Source organism: Syntrophomonas curvata, from assembly GCF_052976825.1.
The window spans coordinates 2,943,642-2,955,958 of record NZ_CM129641.1; the positions used below are offsets into that span (position 1 = coordinate 2,943,642).

The 12,317-nt window shown below is 44.8% G+C and carries 15 protein-coding genes; 11 read left to right on the forward strand and 4 right to left on the reverse strand.

What is annotated here, in order from left to right:
* The first annotated feature begins 105 nt into the window (after nt 1-105).
* Nucleotides 106-1,986, forward strand: coding sequence for a molecular chaperone HtpG (gene htpG, locus ACU70B_RS13525; RefSeq protein WP_447184046.1), 1,881 nt, complete (start codon nt 106-108; stop codon nt 1,984-1,986).
* A gap of 59 nt (nt 1,987-2,045) precedes the next feature.
* A complete protein-coding gene (locus ACU70B_RS13530; RefSeq protein ID WP_447184047.1) occupies nt 2,046-3,329 on the forward strand; it encodes a uracil-xanthine permease family protein in 1,284 nt (427 codons plus the stop codon).
* Nucleotides 3,330-3,345: 16 nt separating this feature from the next.
* Here the strand turns inward: ACU70B_RS13530 and ACU70B_RS13535 are convergent, their stop codons facing one another.
* Both ACU70B_RS13535 and ACU70B_RS13540 read right to left on the reverse strand, forming a co-directional pair.
* On the reverse strand, nt 3,346-4,110 hold the full coding sequence (locus ACU70B_RS13535) for an NRDE family protein (protein WP_447184048.1): 765 nt from the start codon (nt 4,108-4,110) through the stop codon (nt 3,346-3,348).
* 122 nt (nt 4,111-4,232) lie between these two features.
* A complete protein-coding gene (locus ACU70B_RS13540) occupies nt 4,233-5,402 on the reverse strand; it encodes an MFS transporter (RefSeq protein WP_447184049.1) in 1,170 nt (389 codons plus the stop codon).
* A gap of 270 nt (nt 5,403-5,672) precedes the next feature.
* On the opposite strand from ACU70B_RS13540, the gene ACU70B_RS13545 reads away from it, so the two are divergent.
* Nucleotides 5,673-5,852, forward strand: coding sequence for a transcriptional regulator (locus tag ACU70B_RS13545; RefSeq protein WP_447184050.1), 180 nt, complete (start codon nt 5,673-5,675; stop codon nt 5,850-5,852).
* Between the two features lie 440 nt (nt 5,853-6,292).
* Here the strand turns inward: ACU70B_RS13545 and ACU70B_RS13550 are convergent, their stop codons facing one another.
* The gene (locus ACU70B_RS13550) at nt 6,293-6,643 is read right to left on the reverse strand and encodes a hypothetical protein (RefSeq protein WP_447184051.1); all 351 of its coding nucleotides are present in this window, start codon (nt 6,641-6,643) and stop codon (nt 6,293-6,295) included.
* A 297-nt stretch (nt 6,644-6,940) separates the two neighbouring features.
* Here ACU70B_RS13550 and relB point away from each other — a divergent pair, with 297 nt between their 5' ends.
* Entirely contained in the window at nt 6,941-7,162 is a 222-nt protein-coding gene (gene relB / locus ACU70B_RS13555) for a type II toxin-antitoxin system RelB family anti-toxin (RefSeq protein ID WP_447184052.1), read from the forward strand.
* Nucleotides 7,163-7,630: 468 nt separating this feature from the next.
* Here relB and ACU70B_RS13560 read toward each other — a convergent pair whose 3' ends face one another.
* On the reverse strand, nt 7,631-7,879 hold the full coding sequence (locus tag ACU70B_RS13560; protein WP_447184053.1) for a helix-turn-helix transcriptional regulator: 249 nt from the start codon (nt 7,877-7,879) through the stop codon (nt 7,631-7,633).
* A 157-nt stretch (nt 7,880-8,036) separates the two neighbouring features.
* On the opposite strand from ACU70B_RS13560, the gene ACU70B_RS13565 reads away from it, so the two are divergent.
* The 7 genes from ACU70B_RS13565 (at nt 8,037) to ACU70B_RS13595 (ending at nt 12,299) form a co-directional block, all read left to right on the forward strand.
* On the forward strand, nt 8,037-8,801 hold the full coding sequence (locus ACU70B_RS13565) for a LexA family protein (protein WP_447184054.1): 765 nt from the start codon (nt 8,037-8,039) through the stop codon (nt 8,799-8,801).
* Nucleotides 8,802-9,242: 441 nt separating this feature from the next.
* Nucleotides 9,243-9,590, forward strand: a complete 348-nt coding sequence (locus ACU70B_RS13570) for a helix-turn-helix domain-containing protein (protein ID WP_447184055.1) — start codon at nt 9,243-9,245, stop codon at nt 9,588-9,590.
* Nucleotides 9,587-9,856, forward strand: coding sequence for a hypothetical protein (locus ACU70B_RS13575; RefSeq protein ID WP_447184056.1), 270 nt, complete (start codon nt 9,587-9,589; stop codon nt 9,854-9,856). The genes ACU70B_RS13570 and ACU70B_RS13575 overlap by 4 nt, the downstream gene beginning before the upstream one ends.
* A gap of 114 nt (nt 9,857-9,970) precedes the next feature.
* A complete protein-coding gene (locus tag ACU70B_RS13580) occupies nt 9,971-10,210 on the forward strand; it encodes an HNH endonuclease (RefSeq protein ID WP_447185783.1) in 240 nt (79 codons plus the stop codon).
* A gap of 225 nt (nt 10,211-10,435) precedes the next feature.
* A complete protein-coding gene (locus ACU70B_RS13585; RefSeq protein ID WP_447184057.1) occupies nt 10,436-10,822 on the forward strand; it encodes a transposase in 387 nt (128 codons plus the stop codon).
* A 357-nt stretch (nt 10,823-11,179) separates the two neighbouring features.
* Nucleotides 11,180-11,551, forward strand: a complete 372-nt coding sequence (locus tag ACU70B_RS13590) for an FxLYD domain-containing protein (protein ID WP_447184058.1) — start codon at nt 11,180-11,182, stop codon at nt 11,549-11,551.
* A gap of 280 nt (nt 11,552-11,831) precedes the next feature.
* Nucleotides 11,832-12,299 carry an SHOCT domain-containing protein gene (locus ACU70B_RS13595; protein ID WP_447184059.1) on the forward strand — a complete coding sequence of 156 codons (468 nt, stop codon included), beginning with the start codon at nt 11,832-11,834 and terminating at the stop codon, nt 12,297-12,299.
* The last annotated feature ends 18 nt before the right edge of the window (nt 12,300-12,317 follow it).

A 12,317-nucleotide genomic window follows, 5' to 3' on the forward strand; every position in this document is an offset into this window, starting at 1 on the left:
AAACCGGGCAAAGCTATTGCAAATTGATTATAATTGAGCTATATAATAACTTGATGCCCTTACTGGGAGATTATCCAAATATTCCATTTGTGAGGTGTTGCAGTTATGGAAAAAACTCAGTTTAAGACTGAATCCCGGCGTCTGTTGGATTTGATGATCAATTCCGTTTATACCAACCGGGAAATCTTTTTGAGGGAATTGATTTCCAATGCCAGTGATGCCCTGGACAAGTTGTATTTTCACTCCTTGACTGATCAAAACGTCGGGCTGGAAAGGGAAGATTTCAGCATTAGAATCACCGTTGACAGGGAAACCCGGACTCTTACCATTTCCGATAACGGTATTGGTATGACCGAAGAAGAACTGGACAGCAACCTGGGCACTATTGCCAATAGCGGCTCTCTGGCCTTTATACAGGAAAATGACGGTCTGGAAGATATCGATATCATCGGTCAGTTCGGGGTTGGATTCTATTCAGCCTTTATGGTCAGCAAGCGGGTTACGGTAATAACCAGGGCATATGGGGCAGAGCAGGCCTGGCAATGGGAATCGGAAGGCCTGGACGGTTACACTGTGACCAGCGCCAGCAAAGACAGCGCAGGAACCGATATTATTCTTAACCTAAAGGATAACAGCGGCGAGGAAAATTACGATGAGTTCCTGGATACCTATAAAATAAAGTCACTGGTCAAAAAATATTCGGACTATATTCGCTATCCCATCAAAATGGATATGGAAAAACGGCGGCTTAAAGAAGGCAGCGAAAGCGAGTATGAAGCTTATCTGGAAACGGAGATCCTCAACAGCATGGTTCCTATCTGGCGCAAAAACAAAAGCGAGCTGACGGATGAGGACTATTTCTACTTCTACAAGGACAAGTTCTTTGATTATGAAAGTCCTCTGCGGGTTATCCACAGCAGCACCGAAGGCCGGGCTACGTATAACGCGCTTCTATTCATCCCTGCCCGCACCCCCTACAATTACTACTCCAAGGATTATGAAAAGGGGCTGCAGCTCTACTCCAACGGGGTTCTGATTATGGAAAAATGCGGGGATTTATTGCCCGATCACTACAGTTTTGTCAGGGGCCTGGTGGATTCCCAGGATTTATCGCTCAATATCTCCCGCGAAATGCTCCAGCATGACCGTCAACTCAAGCTGATCGCCAAAAATCTGGAGAAAAAGGTAACCGGCGAACTGCTGGACATGTTGAATCAGCAGCGGGAAGAGTATGAGAAATTCTATCAGAGCTTCGGCCTGCAACTAAAGTGGGGTATTTACAATGAGTTCGGCGTCAACAAGGAGCTGCTGAAGCCGCTGATTATGTTTTATTCTTCTCATGAGAAGAAGCTGGTGACAATTGAAGAATATATCGGCCGCATGCAGGAAGAGCAGAAGTACATTTACTATGCCGGCGGGGAAAGCATAGACCGTATCGACCGCCTGCCGCAAACAGAATTGGTCAAGGACAAAGGATTGGAAATACTCTACCTGACGGATGATGTGGACGAATTCACCCTCAGGGTTTTGCATGACTATGGCGGCAAAGAGTTTAAGTCCGTGACCAGCGGTGATTTGGGCCTGGAAAGCGAGGAAGAAAAGGAGTCGACTGCCAAACAGGCCGAGGATTTTAAGGAATTGTTCAGTTGCATGAAGGAATCCTTAGGAGACAAGGTGAAAGAGGTGCGGCTGTCGCAAAGGCTTAAATCCCATCCTGTGTGTTTGAGCAGCGACGGGGTATTGTCGCTGGAGATGGAAAAGATATTAAACGCCATGCCCTCCGAAAATCAGGTCAAGGCCGAACGGGTTTTGGAGATCAATGCCAATCACCCCATTTTTTCCACCTTGAAAAATTTGTACGAGCATGATCAGGAAAAGCTGAAGACCTACAGTGAAATCTTATACAACCAGGCCCTGCTTATCGAAGGCATCGCCATAGAAGACCCGGTCGCTTTCTCTAATGCCATATGCAATCTGATGGCTTAATATATCAACAAAATTGATGCTTGGATTCACATCGACTGCTATTAAGGGGAGTGCATGCTGTGGAGCTGAAATACAAACTGGAAGATAGACCAGGGTGGAGAGAGAACCTGCTTTATGGTTTGCAGTGGCTGGCCGTCAGCCTGCCGGCAATTATTATCATCGGCAAGGTACTCGGGGCTATGAGTGGCAGCTTGGAGATGGAAGTGCTTTATCTGCAGAAGGTTTTTGCCGTAACCGGAGTCGCCTTTATTATGCAAATATACTGGGGGCACCGTCTGCCACTGGTCATCGGTCCGGCAACGGTGCTGTTAATCGGTATCCTGGCCTCACCGGGCAGCAGCCCGGCAGCCATTTATTCCAGTATAGCCATCAGCGGTATAATCCTGGCCCTGCTGGCAGTGACCGGGCTTTTTGCCCGACTGCAATCCCTCTTCACTCCCCGGGTGGTAGCTGTTATCCTGCTTCTGGTGGCTTTTACCATGACACCTACCATCATGCAGTTAATCAGCACTAACGAAGGAGCTTCTTCCGGCCGGCATCTGGCTTTTGCCTTTGTATTTATCCTCTTGATCTTCTGCGGTCAGCGCTACCTCACCGGTCTGCTGAAATCCCTGTTGATTTTGCTCGCCATTATCGTGGGCAGCCTGGGCTATTTCCTGCTCAACCCGGCCTGGGCCTCGGCAGCCAGTGCCGGGAAACTAGGGCTGGTTTCCTTCTTTGCCCCCGATCTTAGCCCTGCCCTGGTGCTGGAGCCTGGGGTATTAACCGCCTTTTTACTCTGCTTCCTGGGACTGTCTATAAACGACCTGGGCTCCATCCAGGCAGTAGGATCGGTTCTCCGGGCCGATGATATGCCCCGGCGCATCACCCGCGGCATAACCGCAACCGGGGCTGCCAATGCCCTGGCAGGCTTTTTAGGAGTAATCGGTCCGGTAAACTTTTCCTTTAGCCCGGGAGTTATCGCCTCCACCGGCTGCGCTGCCCGCAGGAGCCTTGTCCCTGCCGGTGCAGCCATTTTGCTGCTGGCCTTTTTGCCCCGGGCACTCTTCTATCTATCCTATATCCCGTCAGTGGTAATCGGCACCCTCCTGTTGTACATCATGTGCACCCAGGTGGCCGCCGGCCTGACTGCCGCGTTTGACGCCTTAAAAACCTTGGGCGAGCCCCGCTTCGATAATGCTTTAGTTATCGGTCTGCCTATTTTGGCCGGGATAATAGTAGCCTTCCTGCCCCAGGCAGTAACTGCCACCTTCCCGGCGACCCTTCAGCCTATACTGAGCAATGGGTTTGTGGTAGGGATAGTACTGGCATTGCTGCTGGAACACTTAATCTTCAGAAAGTGAAGCCGGACGATAGGTGTCAGCCTGAGATGCTATGGTATACCTCGCGCCAGGTGTCCGGCGCCCTGCCGGTGAAGCTTCGTTCCCAGAATTGGATATTATGACGGCGGTCTGCCAGAATAACCGTCGTTAACCTGGTGCCATAATTGGGACTGGCAACAAATGTCGGCGCCAGCATCCTCTCCCTTTCCAGGCCTACCCCGGTCTGGGGCAAATCCCGGTCATCCGGCAGTTCCCGGTCTGTCATTATGGAAAACAACTGCTCCGCTTTTATGTCATCATCCTGCAGAGCTTCAGTAAGAGCCTTTATGCCCCGGCTTACTTTAGGCCAGGGTACATCGAGCAGGGCATTGCTCAGGCCGTGAACACCCGGCAGCACTTCTCGAACGAGGCCTTCCCGATTGGAATAGTAATACAAAGATCCGCCATCACCGAGCAAAAGGTTAAATCCATTATATGCTTCCCCGCCTTTAGGCAGTTTTTTGATATAGGCTTCAGGGGCGATACTGCTCCTCAGGTAGTTCTGAACCAGATGCCCCCGTGACGGAGCCTGCGGCTTGTAACTGGAAGGGTCACGATAATTGGTCAGGGCAGCAAACCTGCAGGTCGTGGTAACCCCCATCCAGGTCCCCCCCTCCTGCAGATCCTTTCCCGCCAGTATATCAGGATTTTCAGGCCAAAAGGCCGCCTGCCGGGTAGGGCGCTTATAAAATTCGTCCCGATTGGCCGCTACTACCAACTGATAGCGGGGGTGGCTGTTATAAGCAAAAAGTATCAGGCACATAATTTCACCTCATTACGCCGATAAATAAGTTTACCGGGGATACAACCCCATACTTGTTCTGTGCATAACGGGACTCGCTGGTGGGTTGCCTGATGAGATCAAGCCCCATTATTATGCAAAAATCAGCCAGCCAGCCTTTGTCGGCCTCTTCCTATCACCAGGGTCAGCAAAGCCAGCAGTGAAATAGCTATAGCGGTATAATAGCCCCAATTAAGGCCTTTATCCAGCATAAAGCCGCCCAGTGCCGGGCCGATAGCCCGCCCCAGGCTGTCATAGCCATTTAAAATACCCATGGCAGCACCCTGGGCAGAATCGGTCCGCTTGGAAACCGCCGCTGAGATAGAAGGCCGTATCAAACCGACTCCGGCTGAAAAAACTGCCATAAAAGCAATCGAGGAAGGAATGTTATACATATATAAAAACAATACAAAGCTGATGCCCATAATGGTTATTCCGGTCGCAGCCGTTTTTTCCTCTCCCAAACGGTTAATCAATCTGCCTACCAGAAACCCCTGCACCAGTGCCATTACTATTCCGGCGGTAGTAAACGCCCAACCAATATCACGGGCCGTAAAAGACAATTTGCCCTCAGCAAAAAGGGCAAAGGTTCCATGGTGGATAGACTCTCCGATGCTGGCCAGGCAAATGCACAGGAACAGAATTACCAGAGGACCCCGTAAGCCTTCCAGCAAAGAGGCTCTTTCAATCTTGCGAACTACCCTATGCTCACGGGGCAGAGACTCGGGTAAAAGCAGCCTAACGGAAATAGCATTGACCAGGGCCAGCAGTCCGGCAAAAACAAAAGGAAACGCCAGCGATATCTCAGATAATATTCCGCCTATGGCCGGGCCAAAGACCATGCCCATTCCCATGGCGGCGCCAATCATCCCCATAGCGGAGCCGCGCTTTTCCAAACTGGTGGAATCTCCGACATATGCCATGGCTGTAGGCATAGTTGCACAGGCAAGAATCCCTCCGGCAATACGAATGATATACAGCATCCATAATTGACTGGCAAAACCGAACAGGATAAAGGTAAAGGAATAGCCTAAAATTCCCGTCAGCAGCACCGGCTTGCGACCGAGCCGGTCGGAATACGCTCCCCAAATAGGAGCAAAGACAAACTGGCAGATGGCATAGACGGTAATCAACATTCCCAATTGAAAGGCATTAGCCCCCAGCGATTCAGCATAATAGGGCAGTACCGGCATAATAATACTGAAACCCATCCCTACTAAAAATATTGTGGTAAATAATACTACCATACGCTTGCTGCCATCGTTTATAGCCATTAATCATCATTTCCTTTGTTTATATAATGGTCCGAACCTTATGTGCTGCAGCTGCGGCCATTATTACCGATATTATTAAAGATATTTTACTCCTTAAGCATTACCAATACCAGCATAAGCAATCAGCGTAATCACAGCTCAACGGCAATAAAGCTCCACATTAATGTTATAAACTGCATTGAAACTCTAATATTTTACGGTATGCTATTATTTAAGGAGTATATATTAAGAATCAGATATGCTGATTATAATTCGAAAGGAGGTACTATAATGGACGCTAAAGAAAAGGTACTGGGAATAATGAAAAACGCCGGGAAACCGGTAAGTGCCGGAGAGGTTGAAAAACTCTCCGGATTAGACCGCAAAGAAGTCGATAAAGCGTTCAAGGAACTTAAAAAAGAAAATGCAATTGTCTCTCCCATGCGCTGCAAATGGGAGCCTGCCAAATAATATAATATAACTGGAATCACTGATGGTTCACGGGTCAGCTTGTAAATATAAGCCAATCAAAAACTGCTGCTTCAGCAGCGGTTTTTGTGCCTGATAAAAGTATAAATTCCTATAGGCCGCAATATTTTCCCCGGCATCTCTAGAAAATGAGAACTTATAAAATCGGCTGAGCCATGTTTATCAGGGACACCCTGCCCATTGAGATTATTTCGGCTCAGTTGTTTCATAACTCAGGCCTTTCGGGCAGCATGTCCCCGCTGATATCGTTTTATTTCTCTAGCTGAGCGATAACAGTCCTCGTCGGAGCAGGCAAAATACCTCCGCCCTTCCCTGCATTACCATTCCGGATCGGTAGTTCATCTAGACTTCATGTACCGTATCAAAAGCATGGTCTCCTTGTGCTTAATATGGGTCTCGGTTTTCAAAGCAATTCAGCCCCCTTATCGGGTGTCAGCCTTCTTATGCTCATACAGGAAGCCGTATTTATCGGCCAATTCCGCTTCTAATTCCTTAATTTTTTTATGGGCAACCAGAGATCCTCGGATCACCAGCCCTAATTCAAGAGCTTTCTTGCTTATCCACTCTCCGGTCCAACTGTTTTCGATAGTTACTTCGTATAGCTCATTAACTGCTGAGCTGTATTGGCCTTTCAAAGCTGACAAGTCGGCCAATTGGGTCTTTAACTTATTTATCTCCGCGAATATGCGATGAATATCCTCTATCATCTCGAGCCCGATAAATATCTCACTTTGCTCCGGTTTAAATGATATTTGCTTGGCGATGATCTCCATTGGTGCCCCCTTAGAACTGAGTTGGGTTAGATTTCCTTGGTTTCCGAGCGGGTTGCTTTTCTTCCGAAGTTGATAGCAGGATTTGAACTAGTGATCTTTATTATGAATTTCTGATAGATGCTGTATATCCCATGACAGGCAAGTTCTTTCCAAGGCGATGTATAAATACGGTTACAGTGTGCCGATACTAAAATCATATTTCGCCTATGTAACTTATAGTCTGTAGACTCAAAGGCTACACCGATTCTATCATTCAATTGTTCAAAGCGTCAACAGCAAGATTTTGGTGGTGAGCACTTGGCTGCTAATAATATTAAAAGCATGTTCGGAAACACAGTGCGCACAATTAGGCTTTCAATGGGGATTTCACAAGAGGAATTAGCCTTTTTATGCGGATTACACAGGACATATATTTCAGATATTGAACGCGGTACACGAAATGTATCCCTTGAAAATATTGCAAAGATAGCACGTGCCCTTGGCGTTTCTCCAAAAGATCTGTTTGATTTTCCCAACTAGTTCCCCATGAAGAACTCCAAAATCGAGAGCGCCATGGAGAGAACTTGCCAGGTCATTGAAATTGTGGTTTCAATAATCATGGTCGAGTCTTAAATTAAGTTATTTGGTCACCAATATGGCGATTTGTTTGAGATTGTAAGCCAAGATCCCGTAGCCGACCCAATTCTCGGTACCTTCCTACCGGCGGAAGCGGCAAAGCTCCAGTCCGAATTTACGCTTGAGCAGGCTGTCATCACTTGGCTTACCTTAATTACCTGGTAATAAATTTACGTTTCCGTAATCATCCATAACGGCTGCGGTTTTTTTTAAGCGTTCCCTCCCGCCAAAGCCCGCAGGTAGTCACCTCATAAACTACTGCCATCTCATCTTCACCTCCTCTATGGTCAGATTTGTGTACTTAAACGATAAGGTTTGCCGGTATGGCTCAATCAGATAAGTTCTTTAGCAGACAAATAAGTTATATAATCTTTAACTCCCTAAACAGCCGGTTCCCATCAAACCATTTGTATCGTTACAGGAAACTGTATGCCCAAAAAAAATTTGCTCAATGGGCATTCCAAGTTTTTCAGCAATAATTCTCGCCTCATTAAGAGAAAATTTTGTCATACCACTTTCCTTTTTATAATACGCCGCCTCTGTTTTCAATTTCAAAGTATCTGCCATTTCCTTAGCTGTAATACCCCTTAAAATTCTGAGTTCACGCAGATTCTGATACATTGCAGTTTGTCGCCTCCTTGTTTCCTGTTTGGATACTCTTATTTTAGTTTCCTTACAGGATACGGTCAAGTGTAAAACCATAAATAAATATCCAAAATAGATACTAATCCAATGTATCCAATTTGGAAATGTATAATTACTAAAGAGGTGAATTTTATTGGCAAGTTTCGGTGAACGTCTGAAGTTATTACGCGAAGAACATGATTTGACTCAAGAAGACTTAGGCAAAATCTTAAACGTTAAAAAAGCGGCAATATCCAAATACGAATCAGACAAAGTAAGCATGAATTTAGATTCAATAAGGTTGTTAGCCCACCACTTTCAGATACCTATAAATTACTTTGTCGATGAAACTTCACCGGCCTTCGAGAAAAGAATAGTGAGGTTACCTGTCATCGGTACCATTCGTGCTGGTATCCCCATACTCGCCCAAGAAAACATTGAAGGATATCTAGAACTGCCTAATATCCTGTGTGGCGATTATGCCCTCCAGGTAATTGGAGACAGTATGATCGGAGCCGGGATATTGGATGGCGACCTTGCTGTATGTAAGCAGACAGAAATAGCTCAATCCGGCCAGATAGTAGTAGCAACAACCGACCTGGCAACTGGTTTTTCCGAAGCTACCTTGAAGTATTATTTTGAGGGAAGCGGTGATGGGCCGGGGTTAAGACCTGCGAACCCAAACTACTCAGAATTGCATATGAAAGACGGTTACAGGATTGCTGGAATTATGGTAGCTCTTGTAAGGAAAGAAGCTCCAAACTACCAGGTATATAAAGATTACTTGGCAGTAAATGACAAGGATGAGTGGACAGAAGTTATAGACTTGGCGGCACAGTCAGGGTTAAAGGTGAACCAAGTACGTGAAATACTGGCTGCTCAAATTGAAATAGCTAAAAAATTAAAAGGCTTAGATTAAAATATAAACTCTCTTTCCGTCCTTCCGTTTAGATGCCGGATATTTAGGCCATACTGCCCGCAGATGCCCGTGAGCTTATTGTTCTTAGACTTTTTGTCCAATTGTTTCTCAAAAGAAGCTCCTTTATGCTTCGCCCTAAAATCAGATACTTGGCGTGCGTTTTCAATCATTGGGTCTCTTTGCCCAGCTTACCTTTATAGTAGACTGCTGGAGCAACTCCTGTCTTGTGTGCTATTTGGGAAACACTTATACCTTTTGCAAGCCTTGCTGACTTTAATTTATTCCGCATTTTTTCACCTCCCCAATTTGGGCAATACGTCTATCTGAGTTAAATATTCTTAGACGGTATGTACCATCCCAAGCTTTTACCCATAGTGTCCAATATATTTTTTAATAATCGGACTTAGTGTATACTTTTAATTAGACAGAGGGGTTTTTAAATTGACTCTTGGTGCGCGTATAAGGTTATTAAGGGATAAAAACCAAATAGAGAGGCAGCAGCTAGCAGATGGTATTGGCATCACCTATCATGCTTTATCCAAATACGAAACCGATGAGCGTGAACCAGATTTCGGTGTTCTACTTAAGCTTGCTGATTACTTTAACACCTCAACAGACTATCTTCTTGGCCGTACCGATGACCCCAGCCCCCGTCCCAAAATAGACACTATAGCCGCTCACCGTACCGATGACCCTATGAATGAGCTTCCAGAAGAGGCCCGGAAATCAGTCGAGGAGTTTATTGATTTTGTATATAAAAAGTATGGGAAGAAGGAGGGTGAGCATTGACCGAGCAAGAATTTCAAAAATTTGTTGTTGAGCACTTAGTTAAACTAAGTGAAAGTCAAGAAAAAATCCAGCAGGATATAACCAGGATAGAAATTGAACACGGGGAAAAGCTGGCTGCTCTCTTTGATGGCTACGAGTCAATCAAGGGAACTCTTGCTAACCATACGGACAGGCTACAACGTATTGAGGAAAAGCTGGAAACCCACGAAATACAGATTAAAGTTTTAGATTCTACCAAAGCCAATAAACGAAAGCTTAACAAATAAGACCTTGAACAATACACACGGTGGGCAGCGGAATACCTTATGCCTGGTGACAAGTGTTAGAAGATGCTTTCCAAGCAGGATGTAAAGAAACGTGAGGCTTGGCAGAGTGGTTTAATGTTACATGGCCGCCTATTTTGTGAAATATGTTCTTTCGATTTTGAACACAAATACGGACAAATTGGCAAAGGCTTTATTGAGGGTCATCATATAATTCCTGTTTCCGAAATACCAGAGGGATATAAAACTAAGCCTCATGATATAGTGTTAGTTTGTTCAAACTGTCATAAAATGTTACACCGAAAAAGACCCTGGCTAAGTAAGGATGAATTGATGAAATTAATTGAACAAGGCTAATAATCTTTTATCTGGATGATAGATATGGTATTAACGTTTATAAGAACTGCTACGCTGTAGCGGTTTTTGTGCTATACAGGGGTATTTACAGGAATTAGGTGGGGTATTTTGTCCTTAAAATGGAACATTAAGCAGTTCAGTTTTTTGCTAAATAACGTCTTTTTGACGAGGTATATACTTAAACTGTTGCTGGCTAGTTGCCGGTTATCGAGCGGCAAAATGAGAGTGTGTAAAATAAATTGTGCTTCTGCTCTTTCCGAATATAGGCAGGAATACATATGGAGAAGAAGAAACTGGTCTCCCGAGCCGAGATCAAGCAATTCAATTAAAGAGAATGACTTAAAGATCATTGAAGACGTCCAGAATGTCCTGAAAGACCTCTTTGCCGAGGCCCTACAAGAGATGCTGGAGGCCGAATTGGACGCTACCCTGGGCTATGAAAAGACCGATGCTCACAATAAAAGGAATGGCAACCGGCGTAATGGGCACAGCCCTAAAGCCGTACGCAGCGAATTCGTAGAAATCAATATACAGGTGCCCCGTGACCGTGAAAAGCATATAAATCTAAATAAAGTAAACCACCATTATTCCCGCCTTTATCTTGCTTACTAACTTCCCATTAGTAAAGCTAAAAAACATAAATAAAAATCATTAGCAAAACGGCATTTTACTTATATGCTAATAGCATATTTACCCCCACAGCCCCACCACTGTCAGTCCATTAGTATGCACAACCAGCCACGCTAACAGGACCACCCCACTACAGCAGATATTCCCTCCGGCCGCGGTACGGGTGATGAGCCAGGCTACTATAAAGATGGATTGGAATAGGGTTAGTTCTATCCTGAAAGGAATTCGCTAATAATAAAAGGATTTCCTGCCATAATGTAGTAGTATATTAGATAATAAGTAAAAATATAGAAAGGAGTTGCATTATGGAAGAAGTGGTGGTTTTGGGGGATTATCGTTGTGCTACTTATAGCTCTGGGTTCAGCGGGTGGTGACAACAAAGACCAGGGGGCCGGGATGAAGGACGGCACGTCTACCCCAACGGTATCAGATAAGGCCAAAGCTCCAAAAGTCCCGAATTTAGAGGTTATAGAACACAGCACAGAATCAGATTCTTTTACTACTTATATAGTTGGAAAAGTAAAAAACAATACAGACAAGCAATACACATACGTCCAGGTAGAACTTAATCTTTATGATGCCGAAGGCTCTCAAGTTGGAAGCACAATAGATAACACTAATAACCTTGAGCCTGGGGGTACCTGGAAGTTTAAAGCTGCAGCACTTGAAGAATTTACAAGCTATAAAATCAAAGATATAACAGGATACTAAGGCCAGTACAGGCCGGGGCATAACACCCCGGCTTTATCATTAAATTCGGTCGGAATCGGGCAGAGCCAGATATTATACCGGCTCTACGCTTTTTATCAATGCCACCCCTTTATGGTTTTGTTCACTTGTCTTAATTCACTTTGAAGGCTCTGGCTTTTTGAAGGCCAGTAGTCTCTGCCCCTATCACAACATTAATACCTTTAATTGTTTCGGCTATAATATACAACTACCTTTCCATATTTGCTATAATTAGCTTAAAATAGTACGGGGAGGCAATACCATGCCAGACGCTTTAGCACAACTGGACGGAGTAAACGGGCAACTAACTCTTTACAGTGATAAGATTGTAATCAAAAGAAAAGGTGCCTTATCTAAAATGACGCAAGGTTTTTTTAAAGGAGACAAAACTATATACCTAAAACAAATCACCAGTATACAGGTAAAACCAGCAAGTTCCCTTACCAATGGATATATTCAATTCTCAATTCCAGGCGGCAATGAAAACACCAAGGGGCTAATCAGTGCAACTCAAGACGAAAACACTGTTGTATTTGCTAAGAAACATAACAGCGTAGTGGAAAAAATTAAAGACGAGATAGAAAGACTCCAATCCACCATCTTTAATGAAAACACAATTGCGTCAATTAGCCCCGCAGACGAATTGAAAAAGTTTAAAGCCCTATTAGACGAGGGCATTTTAACCCAGGAGGAATTTGATAAAAAAAAAGCTCAGCTATTAAACCTTTGATCAAGCTAATAGCCTATC

Excerpts from the sequence above, each read along its gene's own strand:
- ACU70B_RS13550 (WP_447184051.1), bottom strand. The coding sequence starts at position 6,643 with ATGGAGATCATCGCCAAGCAAATATCATTTAAACCGGAGCAAAGTGAG.
- htpG (WP_447184046.1), top strand. The coding sequence starts at position 106 with ATGGAAAAAACTCAGTTTAAGACTGAATCCCGGCGTCTGTTGGATTTG.
- ACU70B_RS13580 (WP_447185783.1), top strand. The coding sequence starts at position 9,971 with ATGTTACATGGCCGCCTATTTTGTGAAATATGTTCTTTCGATTTTGAA.
- ACU70B_RS13595 (WP_447184059.1), top strand. The coding sequence starts at position 11,832 with ATGCCAGACGCTTTAGCACAACTGGACGGAGTAAACGGGCAACTAACT.
- ACU70B_RS13545 (WP_447184050.1), top strand. The coding sequence starts at position 5,673 with ATGGACGCTAAAGAAAAGGTACTGGGAATAATGAAAAACGCCGGGAAA.
- ACU70B_RS13535 (WP_447184048.1), bottom strand. The coding sequence starts at position 4,110 with ATGTGCCTGATACTTTTTGCTTATAACAGCCACCCCCGCTATCAGTTG.
- ACU70B_RS13560 (WP_447184053.1), bottom strand. The coding sequence starts at position 7,879 with ATGTATCAGAATCTGCGTGAACTCAGAATTTTAAGGGGTATTACAGCT.
- ACU70B_RS13540 (WP_447184049.1), bottom strand. The coding sequence starts at position 5,402 with ATGGCTATAAACGATGGCAGCAAGCGTATGGTAGTATTATTTACCACA.